The organism is Cerasicoccus frondis, assembly GCA_031296915.1.
Classification (GTDB): Bacteria; Verrucomicrobiota; Verrucomicrobiia; order Opitutales; family Cerasicoccaceae; genus Cerasicoccus; species Cerasicoccus frondis.
Map to the genome: position 1 here is coordinate 114,971 of JAVDPC010000011.1, position 26,127 is coordinate 141,097.

17 protein-coding genes are annotated in these 26,127 nt (G+C 54.5%); 15 read left to right on the forward strand and 2 right to left on the reverse strand.

From position 1 onward, the window contains the following. Positions 1 to 33: 33 nt before the first annotated feature. The 6 genes from RBB63_RS11150 (at position 34) to RBB63_RS11175 (ending at position 9,678) form a co-directional block, all read left to right on the forward strand. Positions 34 to 3,678 (forward strand): hypothetical protein, encoded by a 3,645-nt coding sequence (locus tag RBB63_RS11150; protein WP_309384176.1) that lies wholly within the window; start codon positions 34 to 36, stop codon positions 3,676 to 3,678. Next, on the forward strand, positions 3,668 to 4,387 hold the full coding sequence (locus RBB63_RS11155; RefSeq protein WP_309384178.1) for a hypothetical protein: 720 nt from the start codon (positions 3,668 to 3,670) through the stop codon (positions 4,385 to 4,387). The genes RBB63_RS11150 and RBB63_RS11155 overlap by 11 nt, the downstream gene beginning before the upstream one ends. 33 nt (positions 4,388 to 4,420) lie before the next feature. Next, a complete protein-coding gene (locus tag RBB63_RS11160; protein ID WP_309384180.1) occupies positions 4,421 to 5,812 on the forward strand; it encodes a DUF4886 domain-containing protein in 1,392 nt (463 codons plus the stop codon). A gap of 63 nt (positions 5,813 to 5,875) precedes the next feature. Further along, positions 5,876 to 8,086 (forward strand): glucosidase family protein, encoded by a 2,211-nt coding sequence (locus tag RBB63_RS11165; RefSeq protein ID WP_309384182.1) that lies wholly within the window; start codon positions 5,876 to 5,878, stop codon positions 8,084 to 8,086. A gap of 277 nt (positions 8,087 to 8,363) precedes the next feature. Next, positions 8,364 to 9,038: a choice-of-anchor R domain-containing protein gene (locus RBB63_RS11170; protein WP_309384184.1), complete on the forward strand. Its 675-nt coding sequence runs from the start codon at positions 8,364 to 8,366 to the stop codon at positions 9,036 to 9,038. 478 nt (positions 9,039 to 9,516) lie between these two features. Continuing rightward, entirely contained in the window at positions 9,517 to 9,678 is a 162-nt protein-coding gene (locus RBB63_RS11175) for a hypothetical protein (RefSeq protein WP_309384188.1), read from the forward strand. A 189-nt stretch (positions 9,679 to 9,867) separates the two neighbouring features. Here the strand turns inward: RBB63_RS11175 and RBB63_RS11180 are convergent, their stop codons facing one another. Further along, on the reverse strand, positions 9,868 to 10,779 hold the full coding sequence (locus RBB63_RS11180) for a polysaccharide deacetylase family protein (protein ID WP_309384190.1): 912 nt from the start codon (positions 10,777 to 10,779) through the stop codon (positions 9,868 to 9,870). Positions 10,780 to 11,159: 380 nt separating this feature from the next. On the opposite strand from RBB63_RS11180, the gene RBB63_RS11185 reads away from it, so the two are divergent. The 6 genes from RBB63_RS11185 (at position 11,160) to RBB63_RS11210 (ending at position 21,622) form a co-directional block, all read left to right on the forward strand. Then, on the forward strand, positions 11,160 to 13,982 hold the full coding sequence (locus RBB63_RS11185) for a PA14 domain-containing protein (protein ID WP_309384192.1): 2,823 nt from the start codon (positions 11,160 to 11,162) through the stop codon (positions 13,980 to 13,982). Between the two features lie 110 nt (positions 13,983 to 14,092). After that, positions 14,093 to 14,638, forward strand: a complete 546-nt coding sequence (locus RBB63_RS11190) for a DUF5069 domain-containing protein (protein WP_309384194.1) — start codon at positions 14,093 to 14,095, stop codon at positions 14,636 to 14,638. Between the two features lie 230 nt (positions 14,639 to 14,868). After that, positions 14,869 to 18,396, forward strand: a complete 3,528-nt coding sequence (locus RBB63_RS11195; RefSeq protein WP_309384196.1) for a sialate O-acetylesterase — start codon at positions 14,869 to 14,871, stop codon at positions 18,394 to 18,396. Positions 18,397 to 18,427: 31 nt separating this feature from the next. Further along, on the forward strand, positions 18,428 to 19,666 hold the full coding sequence (locus RBB63_RS11200) for a CBM96 family carbohydrate-binding protein (RefSeq protein WP_309384198.1): 1,239 nt from the start codon (positions 18,428 to 18,430) through the stop codon (positions 19,664 to 19,666). A gap of 96 nt (positions 19,667 to 19,762) precedes the next feature. Next, positions 19,763 to 20,290, forward strand: a complete 528-nt coding sequence (locus tag RBB63_RS11205; RefSeq protein WP_309384200.1) for a DUF5069 domain-containing protein — start codon at positions 19,763 to 19,765, stop codon at positions 20,288 to 20,290. Between the two features lie 144 nt (positions 20,291 to 20,434). After that, positions 20,435 to 21,622: a peptidylprolyl isomerase gene (locus RBB63_RS11210; protein ID WP_309384202.1), complete on the forward strand. Its 1,188-nt coding sequence runs from the start codon at positions 20,435 to 20,437 to the stop codon at positions 21,620 to 21,622. On the opposite strand, the gene RBB63_RS11215 is transcribed toward RBB63_RS11210, so the two are convergent. Beyond that, positions 21,619 to 23,787, reverse strand: coding sequence for a DNA polymerase domain-containing protein (locus RBB63_RS11215; RefSeq protein WP_309384204.1), 2,169 nt, complete (start codon positions 23,785 to 23,787; stop codon positions 21,619 to 21,621). The genes RBB63_RS11210 and RBB63_RS11215 overlap by 4 nt on opposite strands. 133 nt (positions 23,788 to 23,920) lie before the next feature. Here RBB63_RS11215 and dapF point away from each other — a divergent pair, with 133 nt between their 5' ends. Genes dapF through RBB63_RS11230 form a run of 3 tightly spaced genes read left to right on the forward strand, consistent with a single transcriptional unit; the run spans position 23,921 to position 26,125 of the window. Beyond that, entirely contained in the window at positions 23,921 to 24,772 is an 852-nt protein-coding gene (dapF, locus tag RBB63_RS11220) for a diaminopimelate epimerase (protein ID WP_309384206.1), read from the forward strand. A gap of 50 nt (positions 24,773 to 24,822) precedes the next feature. Continuing rightward, the gene (locus RBB63_RS11225; protein ID WP_309384208.1) at positions 24,823 to 25,071 is read left to right on the forward strand and encodes a hypothetical protein; all 249 of its coding nucleotides are present in this window, start codon (positions 24,823 to 24,825) and stop codon (positions 25,069 to 25,071) included. Between the two features lie 58 nt (positions 25,072 to 25,129). Then, complete coding sequence (locus RBB63_RS11230) at positions 25,130 to 26,125, forward strand: hypothetical protein (protein ID WP_309384210.1); 996 nt, start codon at positions 25,130 to 25,132, stop codon at positions 26,123 to 26,125. The last annotated feature ends 2 nt before the right edge of the window (positions 26,126 to 26,127 follow it).

The following is a 26,127-nucleotide window of genomic DNA, read 5'->3' on the forward strand; positions in this document are numbered from 1 at the left end:
TACCCGGCGCCGTAAACAACATCTCGCCCGCCAATGCCCCAACACCACAAGCCATCCCGCCCCTCCAAGGGATTTGCCCTCATTGTTGCCCTGACGCTGATGGCTTTCATGGTCATTCTTTTGCTGAGTCTATCGACGCTTGTTCAAACAAACATCGCCTCCTCCGCCCATCTAAACAATTTACAAGCCGCCAAGCAAAACGCGATCTTCGGTCTGTATGTCGGCCTGGGCAACCTGCAACAATCAATGGGGCCGGACCAGCGCGTATCAGCGCCGGCAAATTTAGCAGGCGCGCCTGATGATTTGAAAAACTACATTGGCGTTTGGGATGTGACAAACCCGGACAATGCCCCCACTTGGCTCATTTCCGGCCAGTCCAATCCAAACTCCGGCAGCTACTTCGACCCCACATCCGCCACCCCGACCTGGAACGCCAACGGCGACTCCACCTCAGACGACTACATCGTAATGGTTGGGCCCAACTCAGTAGGCGATGGGACGCCAGCTTCTCTTCGAGACACTGACAATAACAACATCCCCGATGACATCGTCACTGCCCCCAAGGAATTCATCGAAAACAGCGGCGCCTTCGCATACTGGATCGGCGATGAAAATCAGAAAGCCCGCATCAACCTGGTGAAATCCGAGCCTGGCTTTTCCAGCACAAATGATAAAGCCAAGGCGCGCATGCTCTTCAGCAGTCCAGTCGGCTCGCCCTACAGCCAGCTCAGTGATTTTGCTCAAGTAGATACAGACAATGCTCAGCTCGCCTCTGACATCGCCCGCAGCTATGACTTCTCTGACCTGACGCTTTCCACGAGTGTATCACAAGGCGCCCTCGGCAAGTATTTTCACTCCCTCAGCTTCTACTCTAACGGCATTCCAGTTGATGTAAAAAACGGCGGACTGAAGCTGGATCTGTCACTTGCCTTCGAGATGGACGACACCGATTTTTACAAATCCGAATTCGCGAGTGGAAACACCAACGCTTACAGCAACCTCGTCAACGGCTCGGCAGTCAAAGTCAGCTTCCTATTTGAAGAACCTGTCGACAGCAGTAGCGGTGAACCCTTCTTCGGCCCGACTTGGGATGTGCTGCGCAACCATTACCTACTCTATAAACAAATCCGCAACAACAACACGACGCCAACTCTCAGCGGCGCTCCCTACTACCCAAACACATTTGAACAAGAATGGCGCCCCGGCAATAAGCCTTCAACTTATTCCTATGCTTTCCTCATGAATAAAGGCGCAGCGACTGATGGCGATGGCGATCACCTGACCAAAAAAATTGTGAATGATAGCGAAGTCGTCTTTCCAACCCAAGAACAGCTGATGCCGGTAATCCAGCGAGTGCATTTCTATATATCCCTGCAGAACATTGGCGGAAATTTAAACATTGTGTTGATCCCACACGTCGTCCTGTGGAACCCCTACAATGTCACCCTTGAAGTCGACGCAGTGCGCGTCATCGTATACAGTCAGGACATTCAAATCAACGTCGCTGTCTACGATGGCGGCACGGATGAGATAAAGACATATGACGATGGTGGCGTTATTCATGAATGCAAAGGCAACGGCACCCTGAAGAATTACTTCGTCAACAACCAATCTTCCAGTAACCGTGATAAATTCTTTCTGCTAGTTAAAAATGGTCCAAGCTCGGATTTCCAAACCCCGCTTTCCTTTGAACCTGGCGAAGTAAAAATATTCTCTGCCGCCAATTCTTCCCCGCAGCTGCTTTACAATCATGTTCTACTGATGAACGAGGGATTCAACTTCACCGGTGGTTTTCGCATGGAAGATTTCCCCAGCAGCACCTATAGCAGTGACATTCGATCCTTCGGCAACGGTGAAGACGCTGTTGACATGATCAACAAACTACCAGTTACCGACGCTGATATAGTCATCGCTGGTATCCGCACAGACATCGACGGAGGCCCAGCCTATCGCCTGATCGGCACCTACGTGCCGCGCACGGAGTTTCCTGACACGGTAACCAGTATATCCAACAACCGTGAGGATAAGGAACCACTCATCGCCTATCGACACTATACCATGCAGGAAGAATCTTTGCTAGACTACGCCATCAGCGCCAATAGTGACCTGAATGTGCAATTCTCTCCCGGCGAGAATCCATCAGGCTTACAGCTTTCGGGTGGATCGTTTAGCTCTCCTGTGGGGCTCTTCGTTTTCGACTCCTATCAGAAGCCCATAGGCGACCCCTATAGACCCTTGTCGGTTGGCGGTTGGACGAACCCGCGCTACTATGTTGAAAAATTGAGCTGGGGGAATGAACATGTAATTGATCGATCATCCACTGGTGGAATGAACACCCGGATAATCGCGCCTGCCACCGAAGAAGCTATGCCGCAGACAGATACCCTGACCAATGCCTATTGGGGCTCCACCAATGAGACGGCTAATGGACTGACACACGTCAGCATGTTTGACATTCCCACCACTCCGCCCCTCTCCTTAGTCGACTTCCGCCACGCGGACATCCTTCCCTACTACCGAACGCCGGCGCACGCGATTGGCAATTCGCGCGCCCATCCACTCGTTTCCCGAAACTTGCGCGCAGAAAAACTCGATGGCGCAGTGTTCACCACTCCCGACCTCTCTCTACTCGCAAACGAAGCCCTCTTTGACCGCTACTTCCTTTCGGGCATCACTCCCGAAATCGACTACACGGCCAATGACTATACGGAAACGCGCTCAGTCGCCAAAGTGCTCAGTGACTACGCGAACAACAGCGACTCACAATTCTCCGCGAACCCTCGGATCACTTACACGGAAGATAGCCCAAGCGCTTCACTGGAGGATGCGCTGCTCTTAGACCCGTCAACACTTGCCCCCGACGCGTATCAGAAGTCAGCCGCCTACACACAGATCATTGGCTCGTTCAACGTGAATTCCACGGATCCACAAGCATGGGAAGCCCTGCTAGCAACGATCAAGCAAGAGCAAATGACCACCACGAATCCTGACGGCTCGCTCAGCTTGAAATACGCTGCGAACACCAGCGATGATCGATTCGATAATTTCCTGATCGGACGGCTCAACACCCCAAGTGACACCTCACTGGGCTGGCGCGGTTGGAATCAGCTCAGCTCTGCTGAAATTGCTGAACTGGCCGACCAAATCGTCATCCAAGTCAAAGCCCGCGGTCCGTTCCTATCAATGAGCGACTTCGTGAACCGCGCCCTCAAAGACGACGAAACCGGGCTATCCGGCGCACTGCAAGCCGCGATCGACAACACCGAAGTGAGCGGAGTAGGACTCAACGACGACGTGTTGACCGCTGTTCTCTCTCAGCCCGAAGACAGTTCCAATGGATCAGGCCGCAAGTTCGCAAATTCGGATAACTCCTACCAGGAAACGGGAGACGGAGCAAACGACTTCTTAACGCAAGCAGATCTACTGGCGCCCCTTGCTTCACTATTAACCGTTCGCTCAGACACGTTCCGCATTCGTGCTTATGGAGAGTGCCTCAATCCACTCACTGGCGTTGTCGAAGCGCGCGCATGGTGCGAAGCCATTGTTCAGCGCGAGCCTGAGTATGTTTACCCCTCAGTTGACCAGCTTGCTTGGGACGCCCCTCTCGGCGACAACATCCAGTTTGGCCGCAGGTTCGTCGTAAAATCTTTCCGTTGGCTTGATGAAAATGAAATTTAATCTCCACCTCTGCATGCTCATACTCTGCGCCCCCTGGCTATCTTGCTGGGGAGACGTTAACCTTGCCGACGATAAGCCGGTCAATCTACGCTTCTGCGCAACCGCCTGGAAGAAGTCCGTTCGCGAGCCATTGTATTACCAACTAGATGGCGAGTATCTTCCGCTAAGGCTCACCACCTCCTCACGCTCTGGCGTTGTTGAATACCACGGCCCGAACCCGATTGTTTTTTACGCACGGAACAAAGGCGACTATGCGCCTGTTGCCCAAGCCCAAATACCACCTGGCGTCAAACAAGCGCTGCTGCTGTTTTTCAGTCGAGAGGAAGCGCCAGGCGGAAGACGGTTTGACATAAAAGTGCTCGACGACAACGAGAGCATTTTCCCCCGCAACAGCTACCGGTTCATCAATTACAGCACGGACAACATCGTAGGCAAACTGAGCGACGAGAAATTCATCCTCGACGCCAACGCAGCCATTACGATCCAACCAACTCAAACACAGAACAATCAACTCTCTCTTCAGCTCGCCGAAGTAGACGACAATCAGGCAACCATGATTTACTCCAGCGTTTGGCCCTTTCATCCCAACACCCGGAAGCTGGTCATTCTCGTTCCACCGGAAGGCAGCCGAATGGAGAAGATCAGCATGGTGGTGATCCCTGATTACATGCCACTCGAAACCGCACAGGAGAAACAAACTAATCAGTAACCTCGTATGACGAAAAGAACCAAACCAAACCAGATGCCAAAACGCTGGCTTATGTTTGCCGCCTTTACCTGTTTGGCGGCGCTAGCCACCCCACTCCAAGCAAAGGAGATTAAAGGCCTTTTCATTGGCAACAGTTATTGCGATTACAATGCGCTCAATAAGCAAGTAGAGGCCATGCTCAATGCTTCCGGAGACGAAGCATTGCTCAAACGTGAAACCAAAGGCGGGTTCTCCTGGAAAAAACATTGGGAAGGCCCGAAGGCGCAAAAACGCGTTACCGATGAAGCAGAATGGGATTTCGTTGTGCTTCAAAACCACAGTCGAAGCTCACTGGATAAACGATCAGAATTTGACGAATATGGTGAAAAATTCATTGATTTGGTCAAAGAATCTGGAGCTGATCCCGTGCTCTACATGACTTGGGCTCGGGCAAACTTACCACAAGATCAAGCAGTCATTACCGAAGCCTACAGCTCACTCGGCGAACGTGAAAAGATAAAAGTAGCGCCTGTTGGCTTAGCATTTGAAAAATGGATTCAAGAACACCCGGATGTCCCACTTCACATACAAGACAATAGCCACCCAACCATGGAGGGCTCCTACTTGGCCGCCTGTGTAATCTACTCCACGTTGACCGGCAAATCCCCCGTGGGACTCCCCAACATCATAGATGGCGCCAACTGGGTCACCGGTGGAAAACACTTGGCCTTCCTTGATCCGACGATGGCCAAGAATCTTCAGGAGACGGCATGGGCTACCGTTCAAGCCTACTCGACCAAGCAATACTTCTCCGAAACGCCATTGGAAGTAAGCGCACAGCCCGATGCGACAAGCAGCACAATCAATTACCAAGCCAGCGATACCGACATACGCATTAACTTCGGCGGCGCCACTCCGGCAGGGTGGAATAAGGTCGGCGGAGGCTTAAGCCCTGCGCCCATTACTTTGGTTAGCGCAAATGGTCAGCCAACCACATCCACCATTGAAGTAGTCGATGATTTTCAAAGCTACGAAAACAAGGGCGTCGTCAAACTCCCACTCACCGGTGACGCGTTGGCCTTTGAAGGCGCCAAGAGCGCTACGTTGTTCCTCAATCGTGGTGAAAACAACAGCACGGGTGAAGTGCTCCTTAAACTGGACCCCAGCAAATCATACAACATCCAAGTGTGGGCGTCGCGACACGGCAATGGGCGTCGCTGGGCAAAGTACACCATCACGGGTGCACAAACCGAATCCCAATTCCTGGCGGGCGGCAGCGAAAGCGGAGCTGACGGCAATTTCAACAAAGTGCTTCATTTCGCCGAGGTAAAGCCGAGCAGCGATGGATCAGTCCGTCTCAAAGTTGAGTTCCCCGCCGATAGCGACCCGGTTCGCAACATTGGCGACTTCATTTACCTGACAGGCATGATCGTTTCACCTCACTAATTACCAACAAATAGTTATCCAACGTAAGCCCGGGCTCAGACCTGGGCTTACGCATTTCCTCAGATGTCACCTACAATCGCCAGCAATCCGGATTGGGCATGGTCCGCAGAGTCGCATCCCAATCAGACAGTTCTTTTTCGCACGACCATTCATGGCCTGGATAATGATAAATGTGCACGCTTATTGATTGCAGCAAACACACGATACCAGCTGTGGATTAATGGAGTCTACCAAGGTCAAGGCCCATGCCCTGCACCGAAAACGGAAAGCAATGCCGATGAGTATACGCTCCAACCAACAGGCAATCCGTTGTGCCTGGCCGTGCTCGTGCATTACTACGGCGTCAGCGTGCAAAGCCACTCAAATGCACCGGCAGGACTGTGGGCGCAAATGAAAGTTGATCGCGGCAGCCGTACGGAAATGCACTCCATCAAGCCCGAAGATTGGAAGTACTGCCAGGTCAACGGATGGCGCTCCACAAAATGTCGTCGCAGTTGGGCAACCGCCTGGGTCGAACAATTTCATGCCAGCGAACACCCTGACGGCTGGCAAAATACAGACCATGACGACACGCACTGGCCGCAGGCTCAAAGCCATCGCCACGAAGGCTCCATTCTCCTTAAGCGAGAGACGCCTATGCTCAAAGAATGGCTCATGCCGGCGGAGACATTAATTGCTGCAGCCGAAGTATCATTGGACGCAGATTTCCCTGAAGATGGTTCCATTAAATTGGGCGAAATGCTCGACAATGAAGCGTGGAAAAAACTTCCCTTAGAGCAGTTTCAAGCTGATTGGTCATCCGGGGCTGGCATTGAAACTTCCAAGCGAGATTCAGGCTTGGCGCTGGTCTTTGATCTGGGCGTTAACGTCGCGGCGCAGATAGAATTTCAGGTCAACGCCAGCTGTGGCGTCGTCGACGCCTACGGAGCAGAGCGACTGTCAAATGGCCGTCCCCTGGCCTATCTGAAAGGCGCCGACTACGCATGCCGCTGGCACGCAGCCAACGGCGCAGCTCCATTTCGAACGATTAACTACAATGGGTTCCGCTACCTGCTTATCGTCTTACGTCCAGACGGTTCCCCCATGCGCCTGAAGGCCGCTGGCGCTTGGCGACGCCAGTCCGACATGACCTTGCATTCGAACTTTTCCACCCGCGATGCAGAGCTCTTCAGTCTTTGGCAAAAGAGTATCCACACGCTGCAAATCGGCACGCAGGAGACCGGCGTGGATTGCCCAACGCGCGAACAGGCATTCTATGTTGGCGATGGCTTATGGCACTCGCTTTGGTTGAGTCGACTATTCAATGAGCCGAGCCACCTGCACCATTTCTTTCAAGCCGTGGAAAGTTGTCAGGATGAACTAAGCGGGCTAGTTTCTCCGGCGATTTATCGAGGAACCATGCCCTATGCATTCCTGCTGGATTACTGCCTGATCTATGTTTGGGGCATCGATGTCTACCGCCGTGCGCTTCCCGTTGATGACGCCCGCCTCAGACAATTACTGAGCAGTGGCGAGCGTGTCTTGAAATGGTTTGAAGAGCGTATCGGGCCATCGGGCATTGTGGAAACCGAACCGCATCAGGAGGCCTCTGCTGGGCCCCAACACTATACGCAGCTTGTCTTTATTGATCACCCCGGCATGGGTTGGCACATGACCGATGAGCCAGGCATCGCTCGTTCACGCAAATCGTTTGGCCTAAACGCATTTCTCATCATTGCTCTGGAAGCGTTTCACCGATGCGCTGAATCAGTTGGTTATGAACCTCAACTTGACGGCGACAAGCTTTGCATCGCAAAGCTTAGATCAACATGCCGTGAGCTTTTCTGGAATCCTCAGCAACAAATCTATGCAGATTGCATCGACGCTGATGACGTCCAACAAGGATGGAGTGAGCACTCTCAAATGCTGGCGGTTCTCTCGCGAGTAACCTCCGGCGCCGATGCCTATTCTCTGATTGGGCAACTCATCGAACAGCGTGCAAATCCCGCGCTATGCCGGGGCACTCCCTACATGTGGATTTACTACACCGAGGCGCTCTACCTGAGCGGCCATGGCGATAAAGTCATCGAACTCGTCCGGGATGCATGGAGTGAAATGAATAACAATCCCGAGGTCACAACCTGGTGGGAAACATTTCTCGGCGACCACCTCGACAGTTGGTGCCATCCATGGTCAGCCGTGCCAGCTTGGGTGCTGCATAATCAGGAAGAACAATTTCGCATCGTTCCACCCGCCACGCAGGAGCAAGCGCAGCCTGAACTCTACGTTAGATGATCTCTAAATAATTGCAGTCAGGCAGCTCTGGAAAATAGCGCCGTTGGCAGACTTTGACGCCAGCAAACCATCGAGACGATGTGATCCTGCAAGGGCAGATCGCGCCCCTCACTGCCCCCCAACGCTTACGTAATATCAATACGCTGAATTTCCAGACACGACCTAGGGGCTGTTCGAACAGGTGGAGCCCGAAGATGACAGTCCTGTCATCTTCGGAAGCTTGATAACGCTCCTGGATCCAGCATAATGGCTGGTAAATCTCCTCAATTACTTCTGCATGCCCTCAACAAACCGAACATTTAAAAAGCAACTCACCACGTTGAGTGCGGTTTGTTTGGCTTGCGCATCGCACGCGACCGTGTTGGTGGACAACCTCGATAATCACTTCGAAGCGCTGGGCGCAGTCGTGGGCAATTTGGACGGCCTTCAATTTGTTGCTGGTGAATTCATTACCGGGGATGGTGACTACATCACCATCAACCAAGTCACCCTGCATGTCGGCGGCAAGACTGGTGATCCCTACGGCTTTACCGTAGGGCTTTACGACGCCATCGACGGTTTGCCAGGCAATCTGATAGCTGAATTTTCCGGCAACACCGATCCCATTCTGGATGCGGATCATGTCTACACAGCAGATGGCGATATCCTACTCTCGGCGAACACCAGTTACTTCATTGTCGCTGAAGCATCGACGCCCGAGGCAACGCCGCCTGAAGAAGATCCGACTGCATTTTATGTATGGGACATGACCACCGTAAACAGCCAGACCGCCGTTGGCAGTTGGTCGATACCAGACCGTATATATTTTTATAACGGAACTGAATGGGAGGCCGATAGCGGTGGCGCAGCGCCACGCTTCAGTGTTGAAGGCATTCCCGAACCCGAGCAATATGCCGTAGCCTTTGGCGCCTGCGCCCTCCTATTAGCATGGCGGCGGCGAAGCGCTTCGTAGAGGACGACGAATCTCCCAATTGCGCTACGTCAGGGCAGGCCGCTCAATCAGCCACGCGTTGCACTGCTTTCAATTCCGCTCTCACCAGTGAAGACAGTTTAAGATGAAAGCGCCTCAAGCCAACGGACATAGACTCTCAGAGCTACTTTTTACGTGTATAAGTCGTTGATGCCCAGCATGGATTATTAGTGAAAGCCACTCACTAATAAAATGCTCGTGCGTTCACTTTTTGTTTGTGATCAAGCGCCGGAAGTTTAGTGTTTTATTGATCACCACACTAGGCGGCACAGGGTTCCCCTGTGTTGTTTCGGATTGATGGAATCAGGGCACAGGCGGGACGCCTATGCTACGGCCAATGCGGCCTCCCAAAACCCTACTCGCCTTACACACCTACCCACATTACCCACCTTAAAACACATGAACTTCCCCCAAACACATCCTCCTTAGCGAGCAACGCCGAGGTATCCCAGTCGACGCCATGCGGGACGATTCGGGTCGCGTGCCTTGCGTGACGGGCAAACAGGCTCATTCGCGAACTGGCTTGGTGACAGCAACCAGCCTCGCGACGCCCAGCTTTTGCCCGACCCACGCATTACACGACACCTTATGCCAGCCTGGTCAGCGCCGCGTCGACGTGTGAGTGGCGGATAATTCCGTCGCTCCAGCCGGCGGCCCCTGAACCGCCTGCGCTTCACCTGCGCCTCGTCCCAGCGAGCGGGCAGGTAAGGCAATGTTCTTTGATATCAATTTGGGGCAGGCTTCCCCCCCCCCGGGGAGCAGGTTATTCGTTTTGCGACGCCCTCTGGCAACCAACTGGCGCGCCGCCACTTCACCCAGCTGTCAATTGCTTCCAATGGTTGGCAATATCGATGCGCCGCGCAAACCAGACATCGCCCACGCTCGTGGCATGCTCCAGAAATTTGATCAGACCGCGAACGCGACTTGGGCGACCGCTGAAGCGCGGGTGCACGCCGATGGACATCATCTTTGGCTCGGTTTCCCCCTCTTCCCAGAGCGTATCAAATGCATCGATGCAGACCTGCGCAAAATGATCTGCGGTGAGGAACTTGCCCTGCGGCCCACCCTGAAACCGCATGTCATTGGTGTCAAAGGCGTAAGGAACGATCACCAGATCACGCCCGGCGACTTGCTGAATGCGCGGTAGGTCGTCGTCAAAAGCATCGGAGTCATAAGTGAAGCCCGCTTCGGCGAGCAAGCGTCGGGTATTGGGCGAAGGCGATCCCTTCGTATGCCAGCCAAGAGGTCGTTGGCCACAGGCATTTTCAATCACATCGACAGTCTTTTGAATAATGGCGCGCTCGTGGGCTTCCTCCATTTGCGAATGACCTTCCCAGCGATAACTATGCGCCGAAATTTCATGCCCACGCGCGATGATGTCCTGCGCCAGCCAAGGAGATTTTTCAATCGCCCGCCCCGAACAGGTCACGGCCGCCTTGACCCCAAAGCGCTCCAACACCCGCATCAAACGCCAATGCCCGGCGCGCGTTTCATAATCGAAGTGCGAGGCCAGGCAATAATTCGGCGTCTTTTCGATGGGTTCCAATATCTCGTAGACGAACTCATTTTGCTCATCGCCATCTGCCAGGGACAACTCGGAACCAGCTTCAGCGCCGATGACAATGGACACCGCCACCCGGGCGCCACCTGGCCACTTCGGGTGTGGCGGCTTGCCACCATAACCTTTATAATCGCGCGGGTAATTAGTTGGTAGATCTGACATGCCATGGACATACCCTGAAAGGCAAAAAACATCAAGGAATAGCTATGTGAAAAAAGCTTCACCGCTACAGCACTTTCATCATTCAGCCCAGGCGTCTGCGGAAAAACATATCAGTTTTTCAGGATTCCAAGCCGCACTGCTTGCTATAAATGTTTCGATTCATTAAGCCAAAACCAATCATCTTTACCGAGTATTACTTATTCGTTAAAAGACTATAAAACTCCAATTCAGCCCCCCATTCAAAAGCGTTCCTCTTTGACAGAAGTCGCCCCCCGGACATTAACTGAATTAGATTCCTCTTCCCCCATCCTACTAAAGCTATCCGAACCCAGAACCGTGCCTATCTGCCAAGATGGGTGACCTCGCAGTCTTCAACTTCCATGCGTCTGTTCTTTGTTATACTACTGCTAATCTGCGGAGTTCTCTGCCAGGCTGAGACCTTCACCGCCATTGACATCAACACCGTCGGCAACAGCCGTGGCTACTGGGAATACCTCCCTACTGCATACGCGAATGAACCCGATGCGGACTTTCCCATTGTCATCTTTTTTCATGGAGCGGGCGAAGGTGGCAACGGCGAACTATCCGGTAATCTTAGCAAGGTGCTCGCTAACGGCCCTCCAGAGATTTGCAACGACTCCAACCATGCGTTGCACGCGATGCTCGATCAGGAAAACCTGATTGTGCTCTCCCCCCAGTCGCCCTCCGGCTTCTGGAACTCCGGCATGATTCGCAGTTTCCTGGATTTCGCCTTGGGCTACTACCGCGTCGATCCCCGGCGCATTTACCTCACCGGGCTCAGCGCAGGAGACATTGGCATCAACGCCTTCATCTCAGATGATCCCAATGCAAACCAGGTGACTGCCTTCCTCAACTGCGCGGTGCGCGGCCTCATCGAAGACAGTGGCGCCTACATTAACACGCATTGCCCCTACTGGGCGCTCGCCGCCGTTGGCATCTACGATGGCAACTACGCCACCGACAACGTAGACAAGCTCGCCGGTCACTTAATGGGGATAGACGAGACTGACGCCAAAGCAAACTACCCGGGCACGACCGCAGTCCGCTCGGCCGCATTCGACCCCGCCACTGGTTGGACATGGGAAGACGGCGTCCCCAGCGCCCCGGATGAAACATTGAAGCTCACCATGTTCACCGGGAACAACCACAACAGTTGGGACCGCACTTACAACAATGCGAATACCTGGGCTTGGTTGCTGGCGCAAGAAAAGCCCGAAATCACGATCCTCTCCCCCGGCTCATCAGCGCTGATCCCATCTGGCGCGGGCGCATTTTTATCTGCTGACGCCAAAGACCGGTTGGGCAACACGCTTGACGGCGAGCAAATCGTTTGGAGCAGCAACCTAGACGGCGAACTCGGAACCGGGGAAACCTTACTAGCCGAAGGTCTTAGCATCGGGGTTCACACAATCACCTGCCTAGCCACTGATGCACAGCGTCGCTCGAACGCCGCCAGCATAGAAATCAGCGTCATCTACACGGGTCCATTTCAAGCGGTCATCGATGTCGGCGACGCCTCGCTAACGACCCCAGGGAACTGGAACAACCTGACCAGCCTGACCAGCGGCGTAGTTCCCAGCGTCATCTCTGTAACCGGGCAAAGCACAGGCGCCAAAGTCAGTGTAACACAGCGCTTCGAAGGCGGTCAGACTGGCGGGGTTGCCGCCGCAGACATCTATCCCGAAACGGCTCAAATCGACACCTTCTACGTCGGCGGCTCTTACCCGGAAGGCATCATTGAAATCAGTGGTCTGAATCCCTCCCAAAGTTATGACTTCACCCTGTTCGCCTCGCGTAATGCAAGTGGCTATAAGATCAGCCGCTACACCTTCGATGCCGCAACGACGGGCAACTACGTCATCCTCGATGCTGGTTATAACACGGCAAATTCTGTTGCGATGAACGATGTCTTTCCAGACAGCGAAGGCAAGGTCGCCATCCGCGTCACCCGTCATGAACCGCAAGGCTACGCCTACATTGGCGTAATCGAAATCAGCACCGAAGGCGCGACTTCCGACAACCAACCGCCTTTCGTATTTGCGGGCCCGGATGTGGCGATTGAACTCGACTCCGACAGCTATGGCGACGTCGCCCTGCAAGGCAATGTGATCGACGACGGTCTTCCCGAGGACCAAACCCTGAGCGTTGCCTGGAGCATCGTGTCCCAGCCCGCTGGCGCTCAGGGCGTTTTCACCAACGGCGACCAAATCGAAGCTGCCTTCACCGCTGATCAACCAGGTGAATATGAGCTGCAATTCAGCGCCGATGATGGCGAGTTCACCCGCTCCGACACGCTGAACCTCACCGTGACCTATCCGGCCAAGCCTTACTTGAACTGGCGCGAAACGCGCTTCACCGAAGCGGAGCGCGGCGACTTATCGATCAGCGGTCACGACGCCGACCCGGACGGCAATGGCTGGGCAAATATACTCGAGTATGGTTTTGGCGGCATGTCCCGCGAACGCGCTGGTCAAGTTGCAGCCAACACCAGCATGTTTACCTTTAGCTTTTTTCGCGACCCTTCTCTAATCGACCTCACCTACGAAATCGAAACCAGCACAACGCTGGCCGAAGATAGTTGGACTGTCATCGCAAGAAGCGTCAACGGCGCCCCCAGTGAACTCCTCGACGCGCCATCCTTTAGCTTGGAAGAAAGCGGCCATGACCCGATAGAAATATCCGTCACGAGCCTCAACGACACTGAAGAAATTCGCTTCTACCGCATCAATGTAACCACCGATCAGGTCTTATTAAACAACGGCGTTCGCTACGCCTTTTACGAGGGTAGCTACACCGTCATCCCCGACTTTAGCACGCTCACTCCAAGCAAAGAAGGCGTCCAGTCTGGCTTTCAATTAACCGAGGCGGGCAGCGTCACCGATTATTATGCATTCGAATTCGACGCCTTGATTCAAATCGTCGAAGCAGGGAGTTACACCTTTTACACCAACTCAGACGACGGCAGTAATCTCTACATCAATGGCGTGCAAGTCGTCGACAATGACGGCGCCCATGGCGAGCGCGAACGCTCAGGCAGCGTCACACTGGACGTCGGTCTGCACGCTATCTCAGTTCACTTTTTAGAAGTCGCCGGCAGCGCCATCCTGCAGGTGTCCTATGAAGGCCCGGGCGTCGCCAAACAACTGATCCCGGATTCCATATTATTCATCAACGCCGAGTAACGAATAACCATGCGACGCACGTTCGCCCCCAGATGTAAAAACTCAACGGAAGCTGCGTTCACCTGCTTCGCAAGGTTGCAATTTGCGCCAAGTGGATTACCGGTTACTCCATGAAGCATTACAATTATCAGCAGACCCTCGAAAAGCTCTGGCAAAAAGCCGTCGACCAATACCAGGCTGGCCAACGCGGCTCCGCCAGCTATTTTACCGACGAGGAAACACAGTGGCTCCGCGAAAACGGCGTCACCCCACAGGAAATTTACGACTTCGCCGAGGACTTCAATAACTATGGTGAACCTGACTTCCTGACCTTCGCTCTGGTCACGGATGTCCGACGCTCTTACTTCCTTAAAGAAATGAACGGCGAGTACACCGGCAATTCGGTGGATCCATCCGACTATCCGTCGAAAAAAGAAGAGGTCGACGGCATTGTCTGGCTGCCTCGCCTGATTGCCAAGGCCAAGACCAAACTTCGCGGCGAACTCGACCTCGACACCATGTATGGCTGCGGTGGGGATCGCAATTTCTTCAAAACTCACGACATTCACCCAGCCGATTTCCTGCGCTTCGTGGAGCTACACATAGATGATGATCAAGCTGTCGTGAACTGGGTCAAAGAGCGTTCCCCCGAAGTCAACGCCGCAGCCGTAGGCTAGCACCCTAGATTCGCAAACAGACCATTTCAGTAAGCCCGTCCAGAATCAGGACGGGCTTTTTACACCAGCATGCTAAAGCATTATTCATATATATTAATCTCAAGCCAACCCATGGATGCCCATTAATTCAGGTAAATCATACATTTCGAGCCTCATAAATAGAAAACAGATCTCACATGTTTAATATTTATCAATTGACAATTTCCCGATAAACTCTAGCGGTAGCAAGTATGTCTACCCCGGCAATCCGCCCTCCGTTTGTGGCTATATTCCTGGCCTGCGCTTACGCAGCGACCACCCAGCTATGGGCTGGCGAATTAATCTGGGAAGCAGGATTGGAATCCGAGATTCCTGGCCAACCACCAACCGCGATCGCCTACCGACCGTTGACCAGCCAGGGCGAGCTCGACGCCCTGCCCATTACCGACAGCAACTCCATCGGCAGCATCGTTTTCCCGATGGACGGCGCCCCTACGCTCCCAGCTCCAGTTAATGGCGAGCCCTACCTGCGCATTTTCGATTATCACGAAACGCAAGCTGCCGGCGTCGAATGGAATTTTGCCGAGGTCGACGAAGGCTACGACGCGATCAAACTCAGCTTCAAATTACGCGCTCAGGGACTCATCGAAGGTGGCGGAGATCTGCGCCTTTCAATTGGCCCGGCCTCAACCAGCACGAGCTTTACGCTGAACGGCTCTGCGAATCGCCCCTTTCTGGTCAACTTCAGCAACGACGGCCAAGTTTCCATCGAACATGCCTCGTTCGATCAGCGGCACAGCGCCTCATTCAATCCCAATGCGACTCAGGACGTCACGCTTTTGATCAACGATTTGGACATTGATGCACTGACTGTTAATACACCCGATGGCGGAAAGGAATCGCTCCCACCCAACTCGATCCTGCTGTATCTCGGAGATGAGCGCGTTGGTCTTTCAACTTTCGATGATCGAACTGAGCACGCGGAATTTGATACCCGCCCAATCAATCTCGGTCGTCTGAGTTTACATACCTTGACCAGCGCCACGGGCATTGATTTTGGCGTCGGCGAACTACGTGTCGAGTCGCTGCACCCTTACTACCCCGGGCCATTTCCCAAAGATGAATTTCAGCATCGCGTGCTGCTCGATGAAAACTTCGACACCGACACCAGCGACGTCACGACCTTGCCCAACTGGCAACTAACCGACGGCTCAGCGCTTCTCCCTGTGGCCAACGGCGCCCTTGTCTTTGACGATACAACCGCGGGGGCGGTTTCAGCGCAGCGATTCTTTCGCGACGGCATGGAAGCGCTACGCGATCCAGACTCCGATGAACTTGGCCCTTACTTTTATGTCCGCTTTCATCTGACCATCGAAGAGCCGCCCGAACTTGGATCGAGCGGTTATTTCCTAGGCTACAATAATCCCGTCACCATTGAGAACATGCGCGGGTTTATTTGGCTGAAGTCCGATGAAAACGGACAAGCTAACCTTGGACTTTCGACAGCGAACAATGACATTAACTTTGCATCGCAAAGTTTAGTCCAAGGAGAAACATACACCATTGTCGTCCGCTATGATCTTTCGCGCAATGATGCTTGGCTCTGGATAAACCCATCGGTTAACGACGAGCCGACCATCACCGCACAACAGCCAGACGACATCAGCTACTATCGCGTGGATGCTATCACCGCGAACTTCAACGCCGCCAACCAGCTAGGTCGTTTTCGGGTGGGCGACTTGCGCGCGGCAACCTCCCTGCGCGCCGCCTTGGCAGATGGTCATTTTGGCCAACCACCCACCAGCACGATAACGCGCACCAGCAGCAGCTTCATTGTAGAGTCTGACGACTATGACGCCTTGCTGGACCACTATGGAAACTTATCATCGCTCAACGCTTTTGGAGAACAGATTGTGAGCGAAGCTTTGTGGGACAAAGTTACTTACCAGATTGATGACTATCTTGATCGGCGCAACATCAGCGAGCAATACGCGAAGTCCCAAACGGACCTAATTATGACGCATATCGACGCCTCGGATGCGCGTCTGAGCTTATTTTTTCAAAACAACGACGAAGCGGAAAATGCGACTTACGTCATCCCCTTTTCCACCACGGATCTAATTGCAATTACAACCGATGATGGCGTTCGCCACGTTGCTCCCTTCTCTGACACGCTGGAAAGGGTAACCAACGAGATCATCCTCGAATGCACTGGAGGTGAAACCTGGGTGCGCGGCATCGACACGCTCACACTAAACTCTGCATCGCAAAGTGGAAGGCCAGTCACCAAGATCAATCTGCCATCGCGCAGCTTGCGGCAACTTGATTTTCATTTCGGCGAACTGGTCCTCATCGAGCCGACTGAGTATCGCGTTTTTCAGCGAGATCAATTGAGCTCGGGATTAGTGCGCGTATGTGGTCGCGCGCCATCAGCCGCCGACTCAGTCGAAGTGCGCTTCAGCGGCGAGTCGACCTTCAACGGCTCCTTCTCCACGACATGGCAAGCCGTTGCATTTACCGGCGAACCGCTGGGCCAGTTTGACGACAGCTTCCGCATTCCCTCTGGTGGCTGGCACACTGCAGAAGTGCGCGTGCTGGAAGATGGCGCCGTCATCGCCGAGCAAACCATTTCGCGATTCGGCGTCGGCGAGGTCTTCGTCTGCGCCGGACAATCCAACTCCACCAACACTGGAACAGACCCCGTCGACCAAACGAGCGGCATGGTCGCCGCCTACACGGGCGGGCACTGGCAACTGGGCAATGACCCCTTCCCCGGCAACCACGACAGCACCAGCAAAGGCAGCTACTACTCAACCCTGGGCGACCAGCTTTATGCGCGCCTTGGCGTCCCCATCGCGTTTGCGTCAACGGGGCACGGCGGCACGCACATCGCACTGTGGCAACCCGACGTAGCTTACCGCTACACCTCCTTTACCTATGCCCGCTACAACGGCATCTACGACTGGACGCTGCACCGCATCCTTCAGCTCGGCCAAGACGGTTTTCGCACAGTGCTCTGGCATCAGGGCGAGAGTGACTCCTCCCATACGCCCGGCATCGAGCGCACCAGCGAGCAGGAGTATTATGATGGCTTGAGCAACGTCATTCAACAGACGCGCACCGCTGCCGATTGGGACATTCCATGGTTCGTCGCTCAAACCTCAGTCTGGCCGATTGATAACCCCGATGGCGATGAAAACATCCAGGCCGCCCAGCAGCGCTTATGGAGTGATGGCGTCGCGCATGAAGGCGCCAACAGCGATCTCATCGGCATTGAATACCGGCAATTTGAAACGAGCCGCGTTCACTTTCGCCCCATTGGCTTGCGCCGCCACGCGGAACTGTGGGAAGTCAAACTGGGCGACCACATAGACGCATTAAACGGCGGCGTCTTTGCCCTCGATAGCGATGGAGATAGTCTGCCCGACTTTTGGGAGCGCGCCTTCGCCCTGCCCGTTAGTGAGGCGGCGTCCGCCAGCTCGAATCAGGATGGCGATCGCTACACAGATTACGAGGAATTCATAGCGGGCAGCGACCCATTGAACTCGAGCGACTTCCCCGACCTCAAGCTCTCGCATGCCAATGAACAGTTGGCGCTCGACTACCAAGCCCGCCCCCATCGCCGCTATCTACTTTGGCAGTCCAATAATCTCCAGGACTGGAGCTTGGCGCGTGAAGACATTGCCACCCAGGCGACAGATATCCGTATCGAAGCGGAGCTAACGTCCGAGCCCACGTTTTATCGGCTGCAATGGCTGAACGAATTGGACACCGAATAATTTCCCCCGTCACCCAACCCCTAAGAACAACATGATAACAACCACACCCCTCCCCCGGCGCCTTGCGCGCCTGTTTGCCGGGGCGCTCTGCCTCGTGTTTGGCTCCAGCCTCACTGCCACCACCTATTCCCTCTCGCCACTGGAAGACGCGTATGTCCGCGATGGAGCTTACGCCGATGACACGCTGGGCCTGAGTGATCCGGACATACTCCTCGTGAAAATCGCCGCGACGGACTATAATCGCCGCGCGTATTTAAGGTTCGATTTACGCGGGGTCAACGGAACCGTCAGCGACGCCAAACTTCGCCTCAAGGTAAAGGGACTCAACGCCGGCGCCAAAAACAGCCTGCGTCCCGTTGACGACGACACGTGGGACGAAGATGAAATCACCTGGAACAATAAACCGGCATTCGGCTCATCACTCGGCACCAAAGATGTGCCCGCCGTTGGCGAATGGATCGAGTGGGACATTACCAGCCACATTAACACGATGGTTGCGAATGACGAAGTTTACGCCTCGTTCGTCATCGTCTCCAATACCGGCGCCTACAATCTGCTCGCCAAATATTATTCCAGTGAGGCGTCAACCGCCGACAGACCGGAACTCGAAGTAACCTTTAGCCCGATTTACGACGCGCCATACGATTTGACGAAATTTCAGTCCAGTGTAGCCGATTGTAAATTGCAAGCGCCGGGCTCTACGCCGCCTGCGGTCAATCAGGGCGAGTTCGCCGATTTTGCTGATTGGTTTTTCTACCTAGATGGCAACGACTACATGACCTTCACCATGGAAGGCTATGCCAACCGCTGCGAACTGCGCAACCTGACGGAGTGGCCCACGAACACCTCCACCGCCGCCCGTATGATCGCAGAGCTACGCATACCCGCAATCACCAGCACTGACTTGGAGCAATTCACGTTCATGCAAGTGCACGCCAGTGACTCGGTGGACGGCCCGCTCTTGCGGCTTAACTGGCGCGACTCGCGCGATGGTTATGACGACCACATCTGGGCGACGCTGCGCACATCAGTCGACCCCAAAGAATCAACGATTTACCACTTGGGGCCACGCCCGGACTCGCTGACCGACATCGAAGTCAAAGTCCAAAACAGTCAGCTCTCCATCATCATCGACGGCACAACCGTGCTCAACAACGTGGACATTTCTCACTGGAACGGATTCAGCAATTACTTCAAGGCAGGCGCCTACATCAACAGCCCAGGCTACGCCACGACCCAATTTAACTCACTGACGTTCATTACGCCGTAGCCGAGCAGCGGATCAATTTCCAGCCCCCATCCCGAGCGAGACTGAGATTTTCGTTCGCATCCACCACCAAACATTGCTTCATTGGGTCCATTCCCAATGAAGCATTATAATTACCACGCGCACCTTAAAACCCTCTGGCAAAAAGCGGTCGACGCCTACGCCGCAGGCAACCGCGACGCGGCTACCTATTTCACCGACGGGGAAACCCAGTGGCTCGCCGATAACGGCGTCACACCGCAGGAACTTTACGACTTCGCCGAGGATTTCAACGCCGTCGGCGATCCGGACTTCACGACATTCGCCATGATTACCGATGTGCGGCGGTCGTATTTCAAAAATCAAATGAAGGGCCAGAAGAGCGGGAAGCAAATCGACCCGGCAAAACTTCCGGCCAAGGACTCAGAGGCTGACGGCATCGTCTGGCTCCCCCGCATCATCGCCAAGGCCCGCGCCAAACTCCGTGGTGAGCTCGACCCCGACACCATGTACAGCTGCCCCGGTGATCGCAAATTCCTTCAACGCCACGACATTCACCCGGCTCAGTTTTTAAAGGTCGTTGCCGACCATTTCGACGACGATTCGGCCATTGTCCAGTGGGTCAAGCGCCACATCGGAAAATCCTAAAAATGGGAATAAGAACCACAGTAAAATTCTCGAAACCCTGAGAAAAGATTCAAGGTTGCCCAAACTAAGTCGAATAATGTTTAATCGATGCGAAAACCTTTGCATCTAGTCATCTATTTTATGCGGATAAAACTACATTTCCTTTTGATAACACTCACGCTACTGCTTGGCCGCGCGCATGCATTCACCCCAAGTGAAGACGGGCTGTATGCAGTGTTTGATACTTCAATGGGCGAGTTCACCACGAAACTTTTCTTTGAGGAAACCACACAAACGGTAGCAAATTTCGTTAGCTTGGCCGAAGGAACTCGAGACTGGGTGCGTATGTCCGATGGCGTTCTGCAGAGTGGCGCGCCCTACTATGACGGCTTGTCTTTTCACCGAGTGATAGCTGGATTCATGATCCAGGCGGGTGCGCGCACAACCGGCGTTGGCGACCGCCCAGGCTACAGCATCTATGATGAAATGATTCCAGGCAATTCGACCTTTACGATGGACCGTGCTGGCGTCCTCGCCATGGCAAACACCGGCGAGCGGGACAGCGGAGGATCACAGTTTTTCATTACCGTGGCAGCTGCGAACCACCTCAACCAGAAGCACACTGTGTTTGGTGAAATTGTCGAAGGACAGAGCGTTGTCGACGCCATCAACGCCGTCGATGTTGTTGATCCTGAGAATGAAAACTATGTCCCCGTGGAAGACGTGCTAATCAACTCCGTAACCATCCTTCGCGAAGGCGCCGCCGCTCAGGCTTTTGATCCGCAAGCATACACTTTTCCAACCTTCGAGGCGGCAGAGCTAACCGTGTTAAATCGAGATGCCGACTATGCACTAGGCGTAGAATTAGGCCCACTTGATCGATACCTAATTTATGCCAGCGCAGATTTGGCAAGCTGGGCGAACATTGGTTACGTTAATCGTATATTTCTCGATCCCGGCTACGAGGAACTCTCTTTGGGCGACACCTTACCAGGTGGTGATCGTGGGTTTTGGCGCTCGATCAAATCAGTCTATGCGCCTGCTCCGGACATGCATGGGCATTCCCTCGAAATCCGCTTCGAAGGCAGTACTGCAGATCCTCTGGTGTTTAGCTTTAACAGTGACTATACTGGACAGTTCATCAACAGCAGCTCCGGTAGTTACGATATGTACTACTACACTTGGCACGAGTATGGAGACGGCTATGTTAATTTCACTGCCTACGTTACCGACTGGCCGGCAATTCAAGTAACTCTGGCGCCCGGCGAAAGCGGTGACGCTCAGTTGTACGTGAATAACAACAGTGTTTACGAAAACCTAAACTTCACATTGATCGATCCAGTAGTGCCTTAAAACAACTCCCCCTGCCGGACGTCTTCACCGCCTTCGAGATAGGCTTGGTAACGTTTGCGCCAGTCGTCGATTTTTCTCAGGTAATATTGCACATCGATAGGGTGCTGTTCGCGGTCGTATTCATCGACGCTGCGAGCCACTTGCCAATCGGGATTTTTTGACTTGGGCCCAGTTGTCACGTAGTAGGTGACGGACTCGCCCAGACGCGGCATCGGGTCCATCCGCAGCGCTACTTCCAGCGAGGCGCGCCGCGACTTGCCGCCCTGCCCAACCGCCTTTTTGTAGGCTTCCGGATTTTGCGATAGAAACTCACGCTTAGCCACACGCTTGACTGGCATTTGGCCATCGACCAACGCTTGGCGAATCTCTGTTTCGAGCGCTTCGGGCGTTTCATCAGTCGCGCCGAGGCGGGAGTAAATCAGCCGCTTGGTCAGGTCTTTCAAAATGGGCTCCATGCCCCGCGAACGCAGAGCGCTACCGGCAATGCTCACCTTTTCCCCATCGTAAAGCGCGTAGTTCTTGGCCTTATAGCAGAACATCGCCTCGTAGCTGCCGTCGTACTCCAGATCGATACCCTCTGGCAGCACCGAACATACTTTGCGAAGCAAAGCTTCCGGGTCCGCAAAGTCTTTTTCAGAAGATATATAAATACCGTCTGTATCCGCTTCGAGCACCGTGCACTCTTGCCGCTGAAACTCGGCAATCAGCGTCTGCATCAGCTCACGCCCCTGCTTGGTGACCTCTGCCGCCAGGTCGCCATCTGCAAACCGCGCCCCCGCAAAGCCCAGGTAGCCGTAGAACGAATTGATCAGAATTTTGTAGCTTGCTTGCCGCGCGTTGTATTCCTGCCGAAGCACGGGATCCGACTCCTCGCGCGCCAGTTTCTTGTAACGCAAACGATAATCGCGCAGCTCGGTCAGCAGTGGGATGAAGACGCCCAACGTGTCATTCGCCGGATTCCGCCCGATGTGCAACAGCAGGCTTGGGTAAAGCGACGCCACGTCGAAATGCATCACGTGCCGGTAGACGCCTTCGACAAAGCTTTTGCTGAATGCGCCAGCATAGGGCTTCACCTCGGGCGGCGCCGGAATCGCGTGGTTGGCGTGGAAATATTTATCGAGAAAAAGCAGATCCACCTTCGCACCCGTGCCGCGGAGGCAAGCTTCCTGCAGCGTCATGGGAAACACCTGAACCTGCGCGACATAGGTTGGTAAGAGCAGCTCGGCGATGCCTTTGGTCTCGCGCAAATCATCCAACAGATATGCGCGGAACGTTTCGCGATCCTCGGTGAACATGACCTGGATTTTCTCCGGCGCCAGGTAGGTGCGTTCGTCGGCCTCGGTTGTCACACCAAGGTAGCGCGCAGCGGCCTTGAGCGTATAGCTGGGCAAATCCCGCGTCGTGATGTCATACATCTGAATCGCCAAAAACGTATCGAAAACCGCACGCCCCGGAATGTCGCAACGCAGGTAGTCCACCCAACGTTCCGCAATGCGAATTCGGCTGCTGCGGAAGCTTGCAGTTTGCCCAAAACGGCCCCAGGCACAGGGGACTTTAAAGCGCTTGGCGCGCGTCTTCAGGAAATCAAAATCGAACTTGAAAATATTGTGCCCTTCAATGACGTCTGGGTCCAGTTCCGCAATGGCGTCGTTGAGCGATTCCAATAGCGCACGCTCGGCGTCATCGTCCAGCGACTCGATTTCGAGCAGACGCGTCTCATCGCGAAAACGTAGACCGATCGCAATCACACGGTCACCCTTACGCCGGGGGTCGGGGAACACGCCTGGTTCTTCACTGAAGGTTTCAATGTCCAGCTGCAACCGCCGGACTTGATCAAAGGTCATCCCGGCGAACAATCGCTTCCCACTCGTCAGCAAATACTGATGCTCCACAGGACGCAGCCACTCCATGGCCGCCTCCCCCTTGTGCGCTTTGGCGAATACCGCCAATTCCCCCGGGGTGTCAAAACTCTGTCGCCACGCAAACGCACCGTCACCCGTCAAGTCCTCCGCCCCTGGTAAGTCAGCACTCAGCCAGACAAACGGCTGAGAGGCCGTCGCCTGCTCAACACGCGGCGCATCTCCGGTCACTCCAGCAACTCGCGCCTGACCTTCAGCGTCAATCCAAACGCCGGTAATGGGGGGTTCTGTCTTGCTTTCACTCACGCCCAAAACAAATGCCAGCGATGTTCAAATGTCCAGCGGATAACCTGCAAAAATGTTCCGCCCCGAAAGCATGATTAATCTGACGGATTGACAGCGCCAAAGGAGAGGACTGAATAACAACTTTTTGCGCACCATGAAATTTCACAAATACCACGCCCTCGGCAACGACTACCTGGTCCTCGATCCAGCGGACGCCCCGATGCCCTCGCCCCAGCAAACCATCGCCATTTGCCACCGCAATTTTGGCCTCGGCTCAGACGGCATCCTTTACGGCCCCCTCCCCACTGAAAAGGCGGACTTTGGCCTGCAAATCTGGAACCCGGATGGCTCCGAAGCCGAAAAAAGCGGCAACGGCCTGCGCATCTTCGCCAAGTATCTGTTCGATACCGGCAAAGTCACTGACCAGCCCTTCACCGTCGACACCTTGGGCGGCGTCGTAACGGTCGAAATCCACGACGGCGGCGAATCCATCGAGGTCGAGATGGGCAAAGTTTCATTCCACAGCGACAAAATTCCGGTCAACGGCCCGTCACGCGAAGTGCTCGATGAACCAGTCGAAATCAACGGCCAAACCTACCGCACCTATGCGGCGACTATTGGCAACCCCCACGTAGTCCTGCCACTGGAAGATCATTCCAAGAAGCTTGCCTGCGAGCTGGGCCCGGTCCTCGAAAACATGACGAGCCGTTTCCCAAACCGCACCAACGTTCAGCTACTTAAAGTCCTTGACCGCAACAACATCCAGATCGAAATCTGGGAACGCGGCGCGGGCTACACCCTGGCCTCCGGCTCCTCCAGCAGCGCCGCTGCCGCCGTAGCCCACAAGATGGGCGCCTGCGACAGCCAGATCCTGGTGCACTGCCCCGGAGGCGACATTCAGATCAACATTGGTGAGGATTACGCCGTCACGATGACTGGCCCGGCGACCCGTGTGGGCACGTTCTTGATGGAAGACGCGGTGATGAATCAAGTCATTCCAGGTTAATCCCTTGCGTCATTCTGCCGTTTAGGCATAATACTAGCAGCAATTCATTTATGAGACCAACTTCCCAACCCAAGCGCAAGGCGGCCCTCCTCGGCGTCGGCCTCGATAACACCGACGGCCACAAGCGCATTACCAAGGCGGAAAAATTCGCCGTGGTCGGTGGATCCGAGGAAACGCATGACCGCATGACCGAGACCCTCATCAAGACCTGCGAGGACCTCAAACGCAAGGGCCGCGAGCTCGAGGACGCCGCCCCAAAAGAAGTCGCCGAACTATTGCATAAAAATACGCCACGTTAAGCATTTATGCGCTTTGCGAGCGCTTGACATAAGCCATTCACTTTGAAATCTTTTTGCCATGAGTGACTCCAACCCGGATAAGCCTACCCCCCCTTCCGATTCAGAACAGGAACGTTTAGCCAAAATTGCAGCGAGCCTGCCCGGTGAAGTCGTGTCTCGCGATGCCGCTTTCCCTAAGAAGCGCCAGCGTCCTAAGGCGCGTCTGCCCGAAACAATCCGCCAGAAAATCGAAACGGACGCCACCGAAGAAGCCGCCAAGGACAAGACTGCCGATGGCCCCAAGGCTCCTGTCGAGAAGCCCAAGTTCAAAGTAACCCGTTCGCCATTCGCGCCACGCATCGACCAGACATCCAAGCCTGCCGACTCCTGGGGCGAAGAAGAAGAAGCGCCCAAGGCCGAAGCTAAGCCCGAGCCAGAGGTTGCGAAAAAGGCTGAACCGGAAGTCGCCAAGGCCCAACCGGAAGTCAAGAAGGTAGAAGAAAAAACCGCCGAGCCGGAAGTAAAGAAATTTGAGCCTAAGCCTATTCCGCGTCCAGCCCCCAGCAAGCTGGATATCTCGCGGGCGCCTTTCAAACAGGAAGAGAAGAAAGAAGCTACAGCACCGGAAGCAAAGAAGGAAGAGCCAGCCAAGCCGGTAACTCCAGTCTCCAAAGAAGAGCCCAAGCCCGCGATTACACCAATTGCGAAGGAGGCTCCCAAGGCAGCTCCAGCGCCTCAGGTCAAACCTGCTGCGGACGCCAAACCTGCGGAAGAAAAGAAGCCTTTGCCAATGCCGGTAGCCAAGAGCAGCCCAACCAAGCTGCCCGTTCCTGCCGCCGACAAAAAGGTAAGCGAACCCGTCGCCAAGCCAGCGACCACCAAGCTTCCCAGCCCGGCAAGACCAACCGCCGCCGCCCCGCGTCCAAAGGCAGCGCCAGCTCCAGGTCGCCAGACAGCGCCCGTTGAAGAAGAAGAAAGCACGGGCATGAATATTGTCTGGGTTGCGTTTGACGCAGTCGCAGCCGTGGCTTCATTGGTATTCGCCGCCCTCGTATTTATAAATATGGGCGGGTAAGG

What these genes read in the sequence shown, in the direction of transcription:
- RBB63_RS11150 (WP_309384176.1), top strand. Translation starts at nt 34, where the DNA reads ATGCCCCAACACCACAAGCCATCCCGCCCCTCCAAGGGATTTGCCCTC.
- RBB63_RS11155 (WP_309384178.1), top strand. Translation starts at nt 3,668, where the DNA reads ATGAAATTTAATCTCCACCTCTGCATGCTCATACTCTGCGCCCCCTGG.
- RBB63_RS11160 (WP_309384180.1), top strand. Translation starts at nt 4,421, where the DNA reads ATGCCAAAACGCTGGCTTATGTTTGCCGCCTTTACCTGTTTGGCGGCG.
- RBB63_RS11165 (WP_309384182.1), top strand. Translation starts at nt 5,876, where the DNA reads ATGTCACCTACAATCGCCAGCAATCCGGATTGGGCATGGTCCGCAGAG.
- RBB63_RS11170 (WP_309384184.1), top strand. Translation starts at nt 8,364, where the DNA reads ATGCCCTCAACAAACCGAACATTTAAAAAGCAACTCACCACGTTGAGT.
- RBB63_RS11175 (WP_309384188.1), top strand. Translation starts at nt 9,517, where the DNA reads ATGCGGGACGATTCGGGTCGCGTGCCTTGCGTGACGGGCAAACAGGCT.
- RBB63_RS11180 (WP_309384190.1), bottom strand. Translation starts at nt 10,779, where the DNA reads ATGTCAGATCTACCAACTAATTACCCGCGCGATTATAAAGGTTATGGT.
- RBB63_RS11185 (WP_309384192.1), top strand. Translation starts at nt 11,160, where the DNA reads ATGCGTCTGTTCTTTGTTATACTACTGCTAATCTGCGGAGTTCTCTGC.
- RBB63_RS11190 (WP_309384194.1), top strand. Translation starts at nt 14,093, where the DNA reads ATGAAGCATTACAATTATCAGCAGACCCTCGAAAAGCTCTGGCAAAAA.
- RBB63_RS11195 (WP_309384196.1), top strand. Translation starts at nt 14,869, where the DNA reads ATGTCTACCCCGGCAATCCGCCCTCCGTTTGTGGCTATATTCCTGGCC.
- RBB63_RS11200 (WP_309384198.1), top strand. Translation starts at nt 18,428, where the DNA reads ATGATAACAACCACACCCCTCCCCCGGCGCCTTGCGCGCCTGTTTGCC.
- RBB63_RS11205 (WP_309384200.1), top strand. Translation starts at nt 19,763, where the DNA reads ATGAAGCATTATAATTACCACGCGCACCTTAAAACCCTCTGGCAAAAA.
- dapF (WP_309384206.1), top strand. Translation starts at nt 23,921, where the DNA reads ATGAAATTTCACAAATACCACGCCCTCGGCAACGACTACCTGGTCCTC.
- RBB63_RS11225 (WP_309384208.1), top strand. Translation starts at nt 24,823, where the DNA reads ATGAGACCAACTTCCCAACCCAAGCGCAAGGCGGCCCTCCTCGGCGTC.
- RBB63_RS11230 (WP_309384210.1), top strand. Translation starts at nt 25,130, where the DNA reads ATGAGTGACTCCAACCCGGATAAGCCTACCCCCCCTTCCGATTCAGAA.